Raw genomic sequence first — 15,907 nt, forward strand, 5'->3', positions numbered from 1 at the left:
TTAGAGAAGGGGGAATATGGGGATGTTGAAAAAAGCATGGGCAAGCCTGCTTGCAGTAATCTTCATTCTAACAATCGCACCACTCAATACCTCGGCAAACGAGGCGTTCTTAGACGCACTCGAAGAGGATTTGAAAGCGACGCATTACGACTATAAAGAAGGAACGGCTAAAATCGTCAAAGAAGAGACGCTCACGCACTCGAACGGCAACGAAGTCATCGCAGCGGTCGTCGAACTCGATACGGTACGTGACGGCATCTTCATCACACGTAAGACGGAGTTCCATTATTACGATGCGACGGACAACAAGATTCTTGCAACGGCTGACCTTGTCGAAGTCGAAGGTGCGACCGAGTTTTCGGACGCGAACATCGACATGCTCGGTCAACAGATCATCTACTGGCTGCCGGTCTTGATCATGTTGCTCTTAATCGCGGTTCCGGCGCTCATTCTTTTCTTCGTCGTACCACGCTTCTACTCGACGACAGATTACATGAATCCGATTTATGAGAAAAACGATAATCCACGTTAAAAAAGAGCCGAGAGGCTCTTCAGCTTGTTGACTAACATCAATAGAATCGCTCGTCCTTCCGGCGCCCACGCTTTCCTGCAGGAGTCGGGGCGCAGGAAGGACGAGCAACGCAAACGGTCGCCATTTGGCGGCCGTTTGTCTTTTTCTGAGGCCTCGATGGCCGACGAGAAAAGCCCTGGATATGTTCTTAGAACCGATGAAAACGGAAAACGGTATGTATGGACCGTCACCGCCTCCGAACAGGAAGGGAATCATCATGAACCGATCCGCACCGACGCCTCGTTAGACCAGTTGGTCCCGAAAAACCACCTCGTCCGTAAGATTGACCGCCATGTCGACTTCTCCATCGTCCATCGCGCCAACCTTATGGCAGCCACCGCATAAAACATGAAGAAGTTGGCCAGTTCACTGGCCTGGAGAGACTGTATACATACCATTTTTTCAATCTTGTGCCGGGCAGAGCGCCTCAAGGTCATCGAACATAAAAAAAGATGAACCAATTCGCTTTTCGCGAATTGGCTCTTTTTTTACGTCATTTTCAACTGTTCCATAATTTGATCAAGACCCATGCCGTTTCCTGAAGAGACGGCTGCGACGAACGCGCTCTCGACAATCGGGCCGTCATAGAACTTGATTTTCTTATCGCCTTCATACATATCGATGGCAAGCTCAGCGTTCATCGTCGCCGATCCGATATCGGACAGGATGAGTGCCTCTTTGCCGACGGTTTCGATGGCCTCGAGGATACGGGTCACATCGGTTCCGATACTGCCGTCTTCTAGTCCGCTCGCAAGATGAATCGGAACGGCTGGAGCCATCTCTTTCATCAAATCTTGAATCCCTTCACCAATTTTAGCGCTATGCGAAACGATGATGAGCTCTACGATGTCAATCGACCTCCTTCATGATCGCTTTCAAGACGATTGAACTGGACAACGCGCCAGGGTCGATTGTACCGCGAGAGTTCTCTCCGAAGTATGAGGCGCGGCCTTTCGTCGCCAGCATCCCCTCCGTCTCATTGACGAGATGATCCAACTTTGAGGTGAAATCATCTGATTCACTCAAACCGTCTAAAAATGGCTCCCAGACGTCGACCATTGTCTTTTGCCCGGCGGTGGACTTGCCACGAGCTTTGATCGCAGCCGTCCCTTCCTCTAGCGCTTCTTTCACGAGCGCGAAGTCGGCCTCGGTCGCGTCACCAAATTTCGGTGCTGCTTTGACGAATGCCGAACCGTAGAGTGGACCGGCCGCACCACCGACTTTTGACATGAGCGTCATCCCGACTTTCTTACTCAACTCACCGAGAGAAGCGTACTCATCGTCGAGGATTGCAACGACTGCATCAAAGCCGCGTGACATATTGATGCCGTGGTCACCGTCCCCGATCGCCCGGTCTAGGTCTGTCAGTGTATCTTTATTCGCTTCAATCTCAGATTGGGCATGGCGTAGCGCTTGTTTGAACCCTTCAATCGTCAACATCGATTAAACACCTCGTTTGTTAGATTTTGAAACCGAGCGCCGCTGATGGCGCGTCAAGATAACTTGTCAATTCATCGTCGAGCGGTAACAGGGTGATGGAGAAACCATGCATCTCGAGAGATGTCATATAGTTACCGACGTATTTACGTTTTAACGTGTAACCAGCTGCTTCTAATTTTTTGGCAACGAAGTGGTACGTCACGTAAAGCTCAGACAGCGGTGTCCCACCCATACCGTTGACCATGACGGCGACTTCTCCAGGCTCGACTTCTTTTGTCAAATGTTCGAGTAGGTCGTCGACAATCGAATCGACGTCGGTCGTCGGTTTCCGTTCGACACCGCGCTCGCCGTGAATCCCGATTCCGATTTCCATCTCTTCCTCGTTCAGGTCAAAGCCGGGTTTACCGCTCACGGGCATGTAGCACGGCTCGACCGCCATTCCCATCGAGCGGACGTGAGATGCGACTTTCTCGGCAAGCGCTTTCACTTCTTCCAATGACTTCCCGCTCGCTGCTGCGGCTCCGGCAATCTTATGCACGAACACCGTGCCCGCTACGCCACGGCGGTCTTCTTTATTCGCAATCGCGACGTCATCAGCGACGACGACGTGATCGACTTTGATCCCTTCGGCGTCGGCGAGTTCGCCGGCTAGTTCAAAGTTCATGACATCACCAGCATAGTTTTTGACAACGAGTAACACACCATTGCCGCCGTCTGCCGCTTTGATGCCTTCGAGTACCATGTCTGGGGTCGGGGACGTGAACACTTCACCACAGACAGCGGCGTCGAGCATCCCATCGCCAACGTAACCGGCGTGTGCAGGTTCATGCCCGCTTCCGCCACCTGAGACGAGTCCGACTTTTCCGGACTTGGCGCCGTCCGCTCTGCAGATGACGTTCACCCCTTCGACGCGACCGTACAGTTCAGGATGGGCGTGGACCATCCCTTCGACCATTTGCGACACAAGTTCACTTGCTTCACCAATCAGTTTTTTCACGTGGGATCACTCCTTTTTAAGTTTGAAAACTACCATTCTCAATTTTCCACTCTTTCGAACGGACTAAACAAAAAAGTCGGCGAATTGTTTCGCCGACTTTGTTTCATGCATATTCAAGTAAAGCGCCAGTCTCTGAATCGACCGTGAATTGGTACGTTTTTTCTTCGTCGCTCTCGAGGACCGAAATCCCGCCTTTGTAAACATCATACTCACGACCGTCATAAGTATAAATCTCTGGTGATGCCGAGATCCATGCGCCTTGGACGTGACCTTTCGCTGAGAACGCCCGTTTCGTGTACTCGAGCGCATCTTCAGCCGATAAGCTTCGTTCATCTAACACTTTTTTCGTCATAAGTGCGGCAACGACGGCAACCCCGATTCCAACTAACCAATACCTTTTCTTCATATGACTACCTCCCCTTGAACTATGGCTATCACATACATCGTACCAAAACCTGTACCCCATTGGAATGAAAAGCATTCGCTTCCATCGAAATATTCTGTATATAATGAGACCAGAACGAGTGAAAGGATGAAATAAAATGGAACAAAAAACGAGAGAATTATTTAAGACGTTGACAGAATTGCCAGGAGCGCCTGGTTTCGAATCAGAAGTTCGGCAATTTGTCCGCGATCGGATAACCCCGCACGTCGATGAAGTGATGACGGACGGAATCGGTTCAATCTTCGGGAAACGAGTCGGGGACGAGTCGGGACCACGCATCATGGTCGCCGCTCATATGGATGAAGTCGCGTTCATGGTCACACGGATTACAGAGAACGGCATGCTGTACATACAACCGCTCGGCGGCTGGTGGAGCCAAGTGCTGATGGCACAACGGTTCGACATCATAACATCGAACGGGAAAATCCCGGGTGTCGTCGCCTCGACGCCTCCGCATTTACTCGGGCCTGAGGCACAGAACAAACCGATGGAAATCAAGCAGATGTTCATCGATATTGGTGCCGACTCAAAAGAAGAGGCGGAGTCATGGGGCGTCCGGCCAGGAGTTCCTGCCGTGCCGACGAGTGAATTCACTCCGCTCCACCATCCGAAAAAAATTATGGCCAAAGCATGGGACAACCGCTACGGCGTCGGTCTCGCCGTCGAGTTGCTCGAAGAAACGACCAAAGCAGATCACCCGAACATTTTGTTCTCGGGTGCGACTGTCCAAGAAGAAGTCGGCCTGCGCGGGGCCCAGACGGCTGCCGAGATGATTCAGCCGGACGTCGCGCTCGTGCTCGATGCGTCGCCAGCCAATGATGCTTCCGGCAATAAGACGGAATTCGGTCAGCTCGGCGAAGGTGCGCTCATCCGGATTCTTGACCGCGTCATGGTCATGTCTCCTGAGATGCGTGACTTCTTGCTCGATACAGCGTCAGATGAAAACATTAAGACACAATACTTCGTGTCACCAGGTGGGACGGACGCAGGTCGTATCCATATGAGTGGGCAAGGTGTGCCGACCGCCGTCATCGGCGTCGCAGCCCGTTACATTCATACGCACGCCTCGATTTTGCACACGGATGACTACGATGCGGCCAAAGCGCTTCTAAAAGCGCTCGTCAAACGGTTAGACCGTTCGACGATGGAAACGCTTCGCGCATCCCGTTAATGAACGACGCCACTTTAACCGAGTGGCGTTTTTTTCTGTTGATATTTACCGGGAAAAGATTATACTGATAAAAGTGTGAAGACAGAAACTTTACGACTGACAAGACAATGGAAAGAGAGGTGAATCCCATGCTCAAGAAGAAAGGGATCACGCTCAGCCCGTCACTCTACTTTGTGACGGCGCTCAGCTATATGGCACTCGGATTATTCAGTACACTCATTATCGGTTTGATCATGAAGACGATTGGCGGACAACTGCTCGATACGAGCGTCGCCGCCCTCGGTGATACACTCCAACAAATCGGAGACGTCGCCATCAGTTTGACGGGACCAGCCATCGGGATTGCGATCGCCTATGCGCTCCAGGCTCCGCCACTCATCTTGTTTTCAGCGCTCGTCGTCGGGACGTTCGGCTATGAGTTCGGGCCGGCGGGTAGTTACGTCGCGACGCTTCTTTCGGTCGAACTGGCCAAACTCGTTTCGAAGTCGACGAAGCTTGATATTTTAGTGACGCCATTCACGACTATCGCGATCGGCTACTTGAGTGCGACGTATATCGGGAAATATGTCGGTCTGTTCATGACCCAACTCGGCACGTGGATCGAGTGGGGGACTGAACAACAACCGCTCGTTATGGGCGTCATCGTCGCGACGCTCATGGGTCTCGCGTTGACGGCCCCGATTTCAAGCGCGGCCATCGCGCTCATGCTCGGGCTTAGCGGGATCGCCGCCGGTGCGGCGACGGTCGGTTGTGCGGCCCAAATGGTCGGGTTCGCGATCACGAGTTACCGTGACAACGGCATCGGCGGATCGGTTGCTCAAGGGATCGGCACGTCGATGCTTCAAGTCGGGAATATCGTCAAAAATCCATGGATCCTACTGCCCCCGACGGTTGCCGGTGCGGTGCTAGCCCCGATCGCCATCTTGTTGTTTGAATTAGAGAGTGTCGCGGCCGGAGCCGGGATGGGGACGAGCGGCCTCGTCGGTCCGATCGTCATGCTCGAAACGATGGGCTTCAGTTGGCATACGTTGATCGTCGTCTTCGGTTTCTTGATCGTCGGTCCGGCCATACTCAGCTATGCGGTATATCAAGTATTGACCCGGATGAACCGGATTCAGCCGAATGATATGAAAATCGAATATTGAACCGACACACAAAAATAAGCGTCTCGCCAAGTTGCGAGACGCTTATTCATATGACGCCGAGCAGATCACCAGCCGAAGAAGTTACGGACGGTCTCGACGGTTTCGCGCGGGATTCTAAAGCTGACGAAGAACAGCGTGAGTATCAATGCGTAGATGGGAAGTAAAAAACGTTTCCTGACAATCGGCAAGTAGCGAACGAGGCGTTTCAATCCACGTTCTACGATGTAAATGATGGCGAATCCAACGATGAGCCAAATGAGAATTTGACTTCGTGTCTTATCTGTATCGATGAACAAGTACCCGTAGCGGAGAATGGAGAGCATTCCGACGGCGCCGACGAGCTGTTCGAGTGGGTGTTTCATATCCGGATTTAATTGTTCACGCGTCCATTTTGTCATATCGTCACCTTTTTCAAATAGTCTTCGCCCTTGATTATAGCAAAACACGAGAGCGGATTGTGAGAACGGACTTATGCTATCATTAACGTGGAAAATAGAACAGGAGTGATGAAGATGAAACGACTGACAACGATGACTGAATATACGGAAGCGAAGCAAGGGAAAAGTGTGTTCATGTTCTCAGCGACATGGTGTGGCGATTGCCGCTTCCTCGATCCGTTCATGCCCGAACTGGAGTCAAAGTTCAACGAGTGGACGTTCTACTACGTCGACCGTGACGAATGGATGGAACTCGCACAAGAACTCGATATTTTCGGGATTCCGAGTTTTGTCGCCTTTAACGGTGGGCAAGAAGTGGACCGCTACGTCGGACGCGAACGTAAAACGCCGGAGCAAGTCGAAGCATTTCTTAGCGAGTTAGGGTGATCTAGATGGAACGGAATGAACTGCGGCGAGCGATCGAACGTCAATTCACTGACGGGTATCGGACGTCTTATGACAGAGAAAATGAAGTGTTGCGAATCGAACGGGCAGCTGACCGGTTCGGCGTCAACATTCGACTGGCCCCACTTGTTGCCAAAGCAAAAGTGCGCGGCAATATTGCGGTTGAAGAAATCGTCGACTATATAAAGACGGCCCTTACAGCAGACCAAGAGATTGAATTAGTCGGCAACGAAGCCCAAATTTTCCCGGTCATTCGGGCCGGTTCGTTCTCGACAGAAACAAAAACCGGACAAGCGCTCGTCATGACACCTCATACGGCGGAGACGGCAGTCTACTATGCCCTCGACCTTGGCAACGGGTATCGTTTGATTGAAGAGCGGCATTTGAATATGACGATGACGAAAGAGCGAGTCGATCAAGTGGCGCGGGATAACGTGAAAAAGTTACCGACCGACTTAAAAGAAGACGATGTCGCCGGCAACAAATTCTATTTCCTGTCTGCCCGTGACGGCTACGAGGCGTCTCGTATCCTCAATGACGAATTTTTACGGGTCATGGATCGACGAATCGAAGGAGACATGTTAGTCGGGGTGCCGCATCAAGATGTGATGATCATCGCCGATATCCGGAACGATCAAGGATACGACGCGATGCAACAGCTCATGTTCGACTTTTTTACGAACGGACGCGTCCCGGTGACAGCTCTCGCGTTTCATTATGAGGACGGCGTTCTCGAACCAATTTTTATTGTTGGAAAAAAGAACCCACCAACGGACGCATAATCTGCTAAACTATTTGTGTCTAGTTTGAAAGAAGGGGCGTATTTACGTATGCAAATTAATGCTTTTTATAACCGTGAAGGAATTGGCGATGTTCTCATGGTGTTGTTAAAAGAAGGTGATCGCCATCATCAAGTCGTCGAACGAAAAGACGATGTCGCCATCGTTAAAGCGGCGGACGGATCAGTGAACGGCTACAACGTGTTCAATGCGAGTAATTATTTCAATGTCAGTGACTGGCATGGGTCGGTCGACTTGACGGCAGAATTGATTGAGACGCTCGGTGTCATTTTACGCAAGCAAAATATCGAAGCGGATTTATCGGGCGTCGACTTCACACCGACGTTCGTTGTCGGTTATGTCGAATCGGCTGAGAAACATCCCGATGCGGATAAATTATCGATCTGCCAAGTCGAGATCGATCAAGGTACGGTTCAAATCGTTTGTGGAGCACCGAACGTTGCGGCCGGGCAGAAGGTCGTCGTCGCGAAACCAGGAGCGGTCATGCCGTCTGGTCTCATTATCCGGCCGTCTAAACTCCGTGGCGAGAGCTCGCACGGGATGATTTGTTCAGCACGCGAGTTGAACCTTCCTGATGCGCCGCAAGAAAAAGGGATTTTAGTGTTAGATGACGAATATGAAGTAGGGAAAGCATTTGAAATCGGTCGCTAAACTCGACCGATTTTTTGCTAAATGAGGATTGAGCGAAAAAGCGAGGAATCAAGTATGGATGCATATGAACGTTCATTAAAACAGCAAGCAGAGCGAATTCGGCGCGAACTATCCCAAGAAGGGAAGAAGAGTGCGCCTGCACCAAAACCTGAACCAACGGGCGAGTTTATTCCGTCTGACGTCCCATCTCCGATTTATGGATATGCGCGACCGAAACCAAAGATCAACTTACCGACCGAGCATTCGCCCGAGACGAGAGACGATCTGTCCATCAATCAAAGCGAGCCTGATATTGATCCAGAACCATCGACTGTAGTGCCTGCTAACGAGGAAATAGTCGTCGACGAACCTGTGCAAGTTACAGAATCTTTCGTTCCAGACGAGGTTGTCGTGGAAGTGAACGAGTCGATGGAGTCACCATTCGTGGTAGAGGAAACGGTCTCGGCAGAACATCAGACTGTTGCCGAGCCTTCTGAGCCAGAAGAGACGACTATTTCCCCGGAAACGTCTGACGTGAGCGCTGATGAGTCTTCTGTGTCGGAGGCCGACAACGCATCCGACTCGTTGAGTGATCTGAAACCGTTACTCGGAGACGTATCTATTTTAGAAGACGGTTTTGCCTCTGTGTTCATGGGTTCGACCCATTTGAAAACGTCAAAGATCGTCGTCCGTGAAGAAAAAGAAGAGGCAGCTTCAGCGGACGTTTCAATCGGAGTGACATCGGTCGAAGAAGTAGCTCCTGTCGTCGAGGATGTTGCAAAAACATTACAGACCGATACCGACGAGCCCTTTCACGCTCTTGACGAAGCCGAGTTGACACCTGCTGTCAACGTGTCTTACAAAGCGGATAGCCCTCCATTGAACGTCATGATGACTCCGCAAGACCGGATGGCGATGTACCGCAGCCGACGCCTTGCTCAAAAAAACAATAATCTGTAATAGCACGACTCCATGAGTTTTGCTATAATGACAAAGGTTTGTCGCTTTTTCTGCAAACCGCAATGAATTAGGGGGGCTATTTACAGATGAACCGTTATCACTTCGTCGGAATTAAAGGAACGGGCATGAGTCCTTTAGCTCAAATTTTAAATGATATGAACAATGAAGTCCGAGGTTCGGACGTTGACAAAACATTTTTTACAGAAGAAGCATTGAAACGGAAAGGTATCGAAATTCTTCCGTTTGATCCTGAAAATATTACTGAAGGTCAAATCGTCGTTCAAGGAAATGCGTTCACTGACGATCATCCTGAAATCTTGCGCGCGCGTGAGCTCGGTTTGACGATTTATAAATATTACGAGTTCCTTGGTGAACTAGCGGATCATTATACAAGTGTCGCCATCACAGGATCGCATGGAAAGACGTCTACTACGGGTCTGCTCGCTCATGTCATGCGTGGGATTGAGCCGACATCATTCTTGATCGGAGACGGTACGGGCGAAGGCGTGGAAGACTCGAAAAACTTCGTGTTTGAAGCGTGTGAGTATAAGCGTCACTTCCTTTACTATCGCCCAGACTATGCGATTATGACGAATGTCGATTTTGATCATTCAGATTATTTCTCTGGCTTAGACGATGTCATTGATGCGTTCCAAGAAATGGCGAAACAAGTGGAAAAAGGTATTATCGCTTGTGGTGACGATGAGAATCTTCAACAGATTCAAGCGAACGTGCCGATCGTCTATTACGGGTTTGGTGCCCATAACGATTTCCGTGCCGAAAACGTGAACTCGACGGATAACGGGACGACGTTTGACGTCTATTTGCGTGACGATTTCTATGGGACGTTCCGCATTCCGGGATATGGTAACCACAGCGTCTTGAACGCCCTTGCCGTCATCGCGACGTGCGACTACGAGAACTTATCGAAAGATCTTGTGAAAGAGCGCCTCGAGACGTTCAACGGCGTTAAACGCCGTTTCAGTGAATCGACGCTCGATGGGCAAGTCCTGATCGATGATTACGCGCATCACCCGCGCGAAATCAGTGCCACCGTCGAAGCGGCACGTAAAAAGTATGCCGGACGGGAAGTCGTCGCGATTTTCCAACCGCATACGTACACGCGTCTCAAGTCGTTTATGGATGACTTCGCGTCATCACTCGCCGAAGCGGACGCCGTTTATTTGTGCGACATCTTTGGTTCGGCCCGAGAACAAGAAGGAACGGTCACGATCGAAGACCTTCAATCGCGGATCGACGGTGCGAACGTATTGAAACGTCCTGATGTCGGCGTTCTCCGTCAACATCGCGATGCGGTCTTGTTGTTCATGGGAGCAGGAGATATTCAGACGTATCAACGCGAGTATGAGAACTTCGTCAAACTCGAAGCGTAAGTTGTGAGCGGATGGCCCGGGCCATTCGCTTTTTTTGTGTTTAAACTCGATTAAAGAAGGAAATAGTATTATCGACTGAACACAGAAAAGGAGATGTTAAGGATGGCAAGCCAAGGCTCATTGAATACGTTGAACAAAGAGGTGGCCAACTACGGCCTATTATTCGTCAAACTTCATAACTACCACTGGTATATTAGCGGACCTCACTTCTTCACATACCATGAAAAATTAGAGGAGCTTTACAACTTGGTCGCTGAGCTGTATGACGATGTCGCCGAGCGTTTACTCATGAATGACGGGGAACCGTATGCGACGATGAAAGAGTACTTAGAGCACTCGACACTACAAGAAGGTGATCGTCACGCCGATACAGAACAGATGATCAAAGACGTGATCAATGATTTCAAACAAATCCGTCAAGAGATGCAAGATGCGATGGAAAACTTTGAAGACGGGGACGAAGCGATCGAAGATACGTTCGTTTCCCACATCGAGCGTCTCGAAAAAGAAATTTGGATGATGTCTGCTGCTCTCGGCAGAAAGACGAAACTATAATGAAAAGGTGCGCCAATTGTAGGCGCACCTTTTTTCGTTCATTTTAAGTTTTCTGGATTCAACGGTTGTAACGTGTCGACGACGAAACGGCCGTCTTTCCGGATCAAGACGTCGTCAAACCAAATCTCACCGCCGCCATAGTCAGGACGTTGGATATTGACGAGGTCCCAATGGATGGAAGAGTTGTTGCCGTTATAGGCATCGTCATACGCTTGTCCCGGGGTAAAATGGAAACTGCCATCGATTTTCTCATCGAATAAAATATCTTTCATCGGGTGTTGGATGTAAGGGTTCACGCCGATCGCAAATTCGCCGACGTAACGAGCTCCTTCGTCCGTATCGAACACTTCATTGATGCGCTCGGTATCGTTCGCTGTCGCTTCGACGATTTTTCCGTCTTTAAATGTCAGCGTCACGTTCTCGAACGTAAAACCGTGGTACGGCGATGGGGTGTTGTACGTGATGACGCCGTTGATTGAATCTTTGACCGGTGCGGTGAACACTTCTCCGTCCGGGATGTTCATTTGACCTGAGCACTTGATGGCTGGGATGTCTTTGATTGAGAACGTGAGCTCCGTGCCTGGTCCTTTAATCGTGACACGGTCGGTTTGGTCCATGAGCGTGACGAGTGCGTCCATAGCCCGGTCCATCTTGCCGTAATCGAGTGTGCAGACGTTGAAATAGAAGTCTTCGAACGCCTCCGTCGATTTTCCGGCGAGTTGGGCCATCGACGGTGATGGATAACGTAAGACGACCCATTTCGTCCCTTTGACGCGATCTTCCGTATGCATTTTACCGATTGTGGCGCCGACAAGCTTTTGTTGCTCGGCGGGAACGTCCGACAGCTCGTTAATGTTATCACCCGCACGGAGACCGATATAGGCGTCCATTGCTTGCATTTGCTTGCGTTCGATGTCGGCCATCAACTCGAGTTGTTCCTTGCTTGCTTGCGTGTATAACTTCCGCAAGATACGGCTTTCTTTCAACAAGACGAACGGATGCCCCCCGGCTTCGTACGCTTTTTCGACCAGTGCCTCGACGAGCGACTCCTCGACGCCGAAATTCTCGATGAGAACGCGTTCGCCTGGCTTTAATTCGGTTGAATAATTGATCAATCCGTCTGCCAATTGTGTGATTCTTGGATCTCTCATACAAACACCCCTTAAACTTTTTTTAATTTATTTCTATTTTAGTGTAATCGAAAACATAAAAACGGGTAAAGGAATAATCAGACCGGATGGCGAAAACGGTAGTGACAAATCTTTTCAGTCATAATGGTGCTATAATGAAACCACCAGATAATCGAACAGGAGGAATGGACGAATGGAAATCACCTTAGGAGGCATTGCAGGGCTCATCGCAGCACTTGCATTTGTCGTACTCGTATTTTTCTTGGCTCGTGTCTTGTCGAACGTCAATCGCACACTCGGCAGCGTCGCGAATACGACAGAAAATTTAGAACGTCAGTTGGATGGCATTACAATGGAAGTGACGGCGCTCTTACATAAGACGAACCGTCTCGTAGATAACGTGGAAGAGAAGACAGAGTTGCTCGCACCGGTGGCACATGCCCTGGATGAGCTCGGCACATCGCTAAATGAAGTGACCGAGTCGGTACGAACAGTTTCTTCATCTGTTCACGTGGCAGCAGACGAAAATAAAGACCAAATTGCCCAAGCCGTACGTTGGGGCTCGGTCGCAGTAGAATTATTTAAGAAAAACAAAACAGAAACTTCTTCAGAAGAGCGCCCGTCACGCCGTCGTGGCCGCCGGGAGCGTAAACAAGACACGCCATCGGTCTCACCAGGATTAATCGCGACAGACGATACAATCAAATCATAACAAGCCCAAGGAGGATATATTATGACATACGTTAAAAAAGACCAAACAAATCAAGATCAGCAATCAAGCGGCGGGTTCCTAGCCGGCGTCGTCCTCGGCGGTATCATCGGTGCAGCCGTTGCCTTGCTAACCTCGCCAAAAAGTGGACGCGAAGTACGTACTTATCTCGATGAGAAAACATCGACTTCACGTGAACGCTTGACCGTCAAATCAAAAGAAGTACGTGAAAAAGCTGAGCCGGTCGTCGGGGAATGGATCAAAGTAGCGAGCGACAAGGCTGCTCCGGTCCTCAATCTCGTCAAAGATAAGGCACGCGAGGCTGCTGAACTGAAACAGCAAGTCGACGAAGATGAACTCTCAATCGAAGAAGCGATGGAAAAAGCGGATCAGCTCGTCGCGGAAGCGGAAGCCGAAGTGAAAGAACAGCTCGATCAAGCAGCAGAAGAGACGTCAAGCGAAGCAACAAAACAAGCTGACACGGACGCTAAGCCAGAATCGGCCCAATCAAAAGGCGAATCAAACTCGAAAGCGAACAAATCGAACACGAATAAGTCGAATGCGAGCAAGCAAGAGCCGAAGAATAGTCGCGACGAGTCGACGAACTATGAGTCGGATTTCGAGGCACCTGTCAAAGACTTGCTCGACGATGAATCAAAACAAGAGCTGAAAGAATTGAAGAACGACTTGAAGAACGGCAATAAATAATGCGTCAAGTGTCCGGACAATCCGGACACTTTTTTTGTGGATTTTGTGTCACAGCCCATTTGTCTATGACAAAGCGAATAAAGTTCGCTATAATTAAGATTCTGGAAAGAACGGATTAGGAATGAGAGGGAAATTATGAGTCCACAAGATCAATTGAATCGATTACGTCGTGAAATGGATGAGTTGAACCGTGAGATGCTCGACTTGATTAGTCGTCGTGGAACGCTCGCGGTCGAAATTGGAAAAGTGAAACGTCTTCAAGGTGTGGAGCGGTATGACCCGGTTCGAGAACGAGAAATGTTAGATTTCATCGCCGCCTCGAATCCCGGTCCTTTCGAGACGTCACGCCTTCAGCATTTGTTCAAAGAAATGTTTAAAGCGTCTGCCGAGTTGCAAGGAGAAGACCGAGATAAAACGTTGCTCGTGTCGCGCAAGCGTCAAGCCGAAGATACGATCGTCACATTGAAAGATGTAGTCATCGGTAACGGTCGGCCGCAATTGATTGCCGGTCCATGTGCGGTCGAATCGTTCGAGCAAGTGAATGCAGTGGCTGAGAAGTTAGCGTTGTCCGGCGTGAAAATCATGCGCGGCGGCGCCTATAAGCCGCGGACTTCACCGTACGACTTCCAAGGTCTCGGATTTGAAGGGCTCAAACTGTTGAAACAAGCGGCCGATCGCCACGACTTGCGTGTCATCTCAGAGATTATGACACCGGGTGCGGTCGAGTCAGCGCTGCCTTACGTCGATATCATTCAAGTCGGGGCGCGCAACATGCAAAACTTCGATTTGTTGAAAGAAGTCGGAAAGACGTCAAAACCGGTTCTACTGAAGCGGGGTCTTGCGGCGACGATCGAAGAATTCATCTATGCGGCAGAATACATCATGGCGAGCGGCAATAGCCAAGTCATTTTGTGCGAACGCGGCATCCGGACGTATGAGCGGGCGACACGTAACACGCTCGACATCACGGCCGTGCCGATTTTAAAACAAGAAACACATTTACCGGTCATGGTCGATGTCACCCACTCAACGGGACGACGCGATTTGTTGCTTCCTGCAGCGAAAGCGGCGCTCGCGGTCGGGGCCGACGGCGTCATGGTCGAAGTGCACCCGAATCCGGCAATCGCCTTGTCTGATGCCCAGCAGCAGCTTGATTTCGATCAATTTGATCAGTTCATCGATGGGCTCACAGCTCAGTTCCCTCAACTTGATTTGGTTAAAAAATAAGCTTTCCAATTGGAAACGTTTTATATAGCGTGAAGACAGGGTAAAATGATGACAGATACCTGTCTTCCTTTTTTGATACGTTTTTTGAAAATCGTTTGAAAATCATTGCTTGTAGGAGGAGTTTTAATGAATAGTAACAATATCACAATCTATGACGTCGCACGCGAAGCAGGGGTGTCGATGGCGACCGTCTCACGTGTCGTCAATGGAAACCCGAACGTGAAGCCGACAACCCGTAAAAAAGTACAGGAAGCAATCGATCGACTCGGCTATCGTCCGAACGCCGTCGCACGTGGTCTCGCGAGTAAAAAGACGACAACAGTCGGCGTCATCGTGCCAGACATCTCAAACATCTTCTTTGCTGATTTAGCACGCGGAATCGAGGACGTGGCGACGATGTATAAATACAACATCATCCTCGGCAACTCGGACTCGAACCGCGACAAGGAAATTCATTTGTTGAACACGTTACTCGGTAAACAAGTCGATGGGATCATCTTCATGGGCGGCCGTCTTCACGAAGACCTCGTTGATGAGTTCAAAAAATCACCGGTCCCGATCGTTCTTGCAGCGACGTTGAACCAAGGGTATGACCTCCCAGCGGTCAATATCGACTATGAGCAGGCTGCTTATGACGCAACCAAAATGTTGATCGGCCACGGCCATAAACAAGTCGGCTTCATCACGGGGCCGCTCGAGCAACAAATCAATGGCGAGAAGAAGTTCTCTGGCTACCGCCGTGCCCTTGAGGATGCGGGACTTCCGTTCCGTGAGAACGATGTCATCCTTGGGAACTATACGTATGCGTCTGGCCTCGAAGCGATGCAAAAGATGCTCGGACGCGATGACTGCCCGAAAGCAATCTTCGCCGGTACGGACGAGATGGCACTCGGCGTCATCCATGCGATCCAAGACGCTGGGTATTCTGTGCCGAACGACTTTGAAGTCGTCGGTCACGATAACACACGTCTCGCCACGATGATTCGTCCGAAGTTGACGACGGTCGTTCAACCGATGTATGACATCGGAGCTGTCGCTATGCGATTATTGACGAAAATCTTGAATGCTGAAGAAATCGAAGAGAAGAACGTCGTCTTGCCGCACCGGATCGAGCGTCGTGACTCGTTACGAAAAGACTGAATCAAAAAACCCGATGTGAGTTGGCAATTGCCAACTTACATCG

Annotated in this window: 20 protein-coding genes; 14 read left to right on the forward strand and 6 right to left on the reverse strand. The window is 50.1% G+C overall.

The genetic code is table 11. The annotated features are described in order from the left end of the window. The first annotated feature begins 22 nt into the window (after positions 1–22). Both KNP77_RS02985 and KNP77_RS02990 read left to right on the forward strand, forming a co-directional pair. Complete coding sequence (locus tag KNP77_RS02985; RefSeq protein WP_233589570.1) at positions 23–532, forward strand: hypothetical protein; 510 nt, start codon at positions 23–25, stop codon at positions 530–532. Between the two features lie 135 nt (positions 533–667). Then, the gene (locus KNP77_RS02990; protein ID WP_158625486.1) at positions 668–916 is read left to right on the forward strand and encodes a hypothetical protein; all 249 of its coding nucleotides are present in this window, start codon (positions 668–670) and stop codon (positions 914–916) included. Between the two features lie 143 nt (positions 917–1,059). Here the strand turns inward: KNP77_RS02990 and dhaM are convergent, their stop codons facing one another. From dhaM to KNP77_RS03010, 4 genes are all read right to left on the reverse strand, one after another. Next, the gene (gene dhaM, locus KNP77_RS02995) at positions 1,060–1,425 is read right to left on the reverse strand and encodes a dihydroxyacetone kinase phosphoryl donor subunit DhaM (RefSeq protein ID WP_330857356.1); all 366 of its coding nucleotides are present in this window, start codon (positions 1,423–1,425) and stop codon (positions 1,060–1,062) included. Beyond that, on the reverse strand, positions 1,421–2,011 hold the full coding sequence (gene dhaL / locus KNP77_RS03000) for a dihydroxyacetone kinase subunit DhaL (RefSeq protein WP_071397851.1): 591 nt from the start codon (positions 2,009–2,011) through the stop codon (positions 1,421–1,423). The genes dhaM and dhaL overlap by 5 nt, the downstream gene beginning before the upstream one ends. Before the next feature lie 19 nt (positions 2,012–2,030). Further along, the gene (gene dhaK, locus KNP77_RS03005) at positions 2,031–3,008 is read right to left on the reverse strand and encodes a dihydroxyacetone kinase subunit DhaK (protein WP_071397850.1); all 978 of its coding nucleotides are present in this window, start codon (positions 3,006–3,008) and stop codon (positions 2,031–2,033) included. Between the two features lie 103 nt (positions 3,009–3,111). Beyond that, positions 3,112–3,414: a PepSY domain-containing protein gene (locus KNP77_RS03010; protein ID WP_016508468.1), complete on the reverse strand. Its 303-nt coding sequence runs from the start codon at positions 3,412–3,414 to the stop codon at positions 3,112–3,114. A gap of 136 nt (positions 3,415–3,550) precedes the next feature. Between KNP77_RS03010 and KNP77_RS03015 the strand changes: the two genes are divergently transcribed. After that, positions 3,551–4,624 (forward strand): M42 family metallopeptidase, encoded by a 1,074-nt coding sequence (locus KNP77_RS03015; RefSeq protein WP_214888409.1) that lies wholly within the window; start codon positions 3,551–3,553, stop codon positions 4,622–4,624. Between the two features lie 128 nt (positions 4,625–4,752). Then, positions 4,753–5,769 (forward strand): PTS sugar transporter subunit IIC, encoded by a 1,017-nt coding sequence (locus KNP77_RS03020; RefSeq protein ID WP_070329427.1) that lies wholly within the window; start codon positions 4,753–4,755, stop codon positions 5,767–5,769. Between the two features lie 65 nt (positions 5,770–5,834). Here KNP77_RS03020 and KNP77_RS03025 read toward each other — a convergent pair whose 3' ends face one another. Further along, positions 5,835–6,167, reverse strand: coding sequence for an MLKL N-termimal domain-containing protein (locus KNP77_RS03025; RefSeq protein ID WP_214888411.1), 333 nt, complete (start codon positions 6,165–6,167; stop codon positions 5,835–5,837). A gap of 114 nt (positions 6,168–6,281) precedes the next feature. Between KNP77_RS03025 and KNP77_RS03030 the strand changes: the two genes are divergently transcribed. The 6 genes from KNP77_RS03030 (at position 6,282) to KNP77_RS03055 (ending at position 10,950) form a co-directional block, all read left to right on the forward strand. Next, on the forward strand, positions 6,282–6,593 hold the full coding sequence (locus KNP77_RS03030) for a thioredoxin family protein (protein WP_214888415.1): 312 nt from the start codon (positions 6,282–6,284) through the stop codon (positions 6,591–6,593). Between the two features lie 5 nt (positions 6,594–6,598). Beyond that, on the forward strand, positions 6,599–7,393 hold the full coding sequence (locus tag KNP77_RS03035) for a DUF1444 family protein (protein ID WP_214888418.1): 795 nt from the start codon (positions 6,599–6,601) through the stop codon (positions 7,391–7,393). Positions 7,394–7,441: 48 nt separating this feature from the next. Next, positions 7,442–8,062 (forward strand): YtpR family tRNA-binding protein, encoded by a 621-nt coding sequence (gene ytpR, locus KNP77_RS03040; RefSeq protein WP_070329430.1) that lies wholly within the window; start codon positions 7,442–7,444, stop codon positions 8,060–8,062. Positions 8,063–8,116: 54 nt separating this feature from the next. After that, positions 8,117–9,001 (forward strand): hypothetical protein, encoded by an 885-nt coding sequence (locus KNP77_RS03045; RefSeq protein ID WP_214888421.1) that lies wholly within the window; start codon positions 8,117–8,119, stop codon positions 8,999–9,001. A gap of 86 nt (positions 9,002–9,087) precedes the next feature. Further along, the gene (murC, locus tag KNP77_RS03050; protein ID WP_070329432.1) at positions 9,088–10,395 is read left to right on the forward strand and encodes a UDP-N-acetylmuramate--L-alanine ligase; all 1,308 of its coding nucleotides are present in this window, start codon (positions 9,088–9,090) and stop codon (positions 10,393–10,395) included. Between the two features lie 102 nt (positions 10,396–10,497). Then, positions 10,498–10,950 (forward strand): Dps family protein, encoded by a 453-nt coding sequence (locus KNP77_RS03055; RefSeq protein ID WP_016508447.1) that lies wholly within the window; start codon positions 10,498–10,500, stop codon positions 10,948–10,950. Between the two features lie 38 nt (positions 10,951–10,988). On the opposite strand, the gene KNP77_RS03060 is transcribed toward KNP77_RS03055, so the two are convergent. Next, positions 10,989–12,101, reverse strand: a complete 1,113-nt coding sequence (locus KNP77_RS03060) for an aminopeptidase (RefSeq protein WP_071397843.1) — start codon at positions 12,099–12,101, stop codon at positions 10,989–10,991. 172 nt (positions 12,102–12,273) lie between these two features. On the opposite strand from KNP77_RS03060, the gene KNP77_RS03065 reads away from it, so the two are divergent. The 4 genes from KNP77_RS03065 (at position 12,274) to ccpA (ending at position 15,864) form a co-directional block, all read left to right on the forward strand. Beyond that, positions 12,274–12,792 (forward strand): DUF948 domain-containing protein, encoded by a 519-nt coding sequence (locus KNP77_RS03065; protein ID WP_070329435.1) that lies wholly within the window; start codon positions 12,274–12,276, stop codon positions 12,790–12,792. Between the two features lie 21 nt (positions 12,793–12,813). Beyond that, positions 12,814–13,497, forward strand: coding sequence for a YtxH domain-containing protein (locus KNP77_RS03070; protein WP_214888436.1), 684 nt, complete (start codon positions 12,814–12,816; stop codon positions 13,495–13,497). A 135-nt stretch (positions 13,498–13,632) separates the two neighbouring features. After that, the gene (locus tag KNP77_RS03075) at positions 13,633–14,724 is read left to right on the forward strand and encodes a bifunctional 3-deoxy-7-phosphoheptulonate synthase/chorismate mutase (protein ID WP_070329437.1); all 1,092 of its coding nucleotides are present in this window, start codon (positions 13,633–13,635) and stop codon (positions 14,722–14,724) included. 126 nt (positions 14,725–14,850) lie between these two features. Then, positions 14,851–15,864 carry a catabolite control protein A gene (ccpA, locus tag KNP77_RS03080; protein WP_070329438.1) on the forward strand — a complete coding sequence of 338 codons (1,014 nt, stop codon included), beginning with the start codon at positions 14,851–14,853 and terminating at the stop codon, positions 15,862–15,864. Positions 15,865–15,907: the final 43 nt, after the last annotated feature.

This window comes from Exiguobacterium sp. s142 (assembly GCF_018618455.1).
GTDB lineage: Bacteria > Bacillota > Bacilli > Exiguobacteriales > Exiguobacteriaceae > Exiguobacterium > Exiguobacterium aurantiacum_A.

Bases quoted from the DNA above. Each gene is read 5' to 3' on its own strand.
- KNP77_RS02985 (WP_233589570.1), top strand. From the start codon at position 23: ATGTTGAAAAAAGCATGGGCAAGCCTGCTTGCAGTAATCTTCATTCTA.
- dhaL (WP_071397851.1), bottom strand. From the start codon at position 2,011: ATGTTGACGATTGAAGGGTTCAAACAAGCGCTACGCCATGCCCAATCT.
- KNP77_RS03010 (WP_016508468.1), bottom strand. From the start codon at position 3,414: ATGAAGAAAAGGTATTGGTTAGTTGGAATCGGGGTTGCCGTCGTTGCC.
- KNP77_RS03015 (WP_214888409.1), top strand. From the start codon at position 3,551: ATGGAACAAAAAACGAGAGAATTATTTAAGACGTTGACAGAATTGCCA.
- KNP77_RS03020 (WP_070329427.1), top strand. From the start codon at position 4,753: ATGCTCAAGAAGAAAGGGATCACGCTCAGCCCGTCACTCTACTTTGTG.
- KNP77_RS03025 (WP_214888411.1), bottom strand. From the start codon at position 6,167: ATGACAAAATGGACGCGTGAACAATTAAATCCGGATATGAAACACCCA.
- KNP77_RS03030 (WP_214888415.1), top strand. From the start codon at position 6,282: ATGAAACGACTGACAACGATGACTGAATATACGGAAGCGAAGCAAGGG.
- KNP77_RS03035 (WP_214888418.1), top strand. From the start codon at position 6,599: ATGGAACGGAATGAACTGCGGCGAGCGATCGAACGTCAATTCACTGAC.
- ytpR (WP_070329430.1), top strand. From the start codon at position 7,442: ATGCAAATTAATGCTTTTTATAACCGTGAAGGAATTGGCGATGTTCTC.
- KNP77_RS03045 (WP_214888421.1), top strand. From the start codon at position 8,117: ATGGATGCATATGAACGTTCATTAAAACAGCAAGCAGAGCGAATTCGG.
- murC (WP_070329432.1), top strand. From the start codon at position 9,088: ATGAACCGTTATCACTTCGTCGGAATTAAAGGAACGGGCATGAGTCCT.
- KNP77_RS03055 (WP_016508447.1), top strand. From the start codon at position 10,498: ATGGCAAGCCAAGGCTCATTGAATACGTTGAACAAAGAGGTGGCCAAC.
- KNP77_RS03060 (WP_071397843.1), bottom strand. From the start codon at position 12,101: ATGAGAGATCCAAGAATCACACAATTGGCAGACGGATTGATCAATTAT.
- KNP77_RS03065 (WP_070329435.1), top strand. From the start codon at position 12,274: ATGGAAATCACCTTAGGAGGCATTGCAGGGCTCATCGCAGCACTTGCA.
- KNP77_RS03070 (WP_214888436.1), top strand. From the start codon at position 12,814: ATGACATACGTTAAAAAAGACCAAACAAATCAAGATCAGCAATCAAGC.
- KNP77_RS03075 (WP_070329437.1), top strand. From the start codon at position 13,633: ATGAGTCCACAAGATCAATTGAATCGATTACGTCGTGAAATGGATGAG.
- ccpA (WP_070329438.1), top strand. From the start codon at position 14,851: ATGAATAGTAACAATATCACAATCTATGACGTCGCACGCGAAGCAGGG.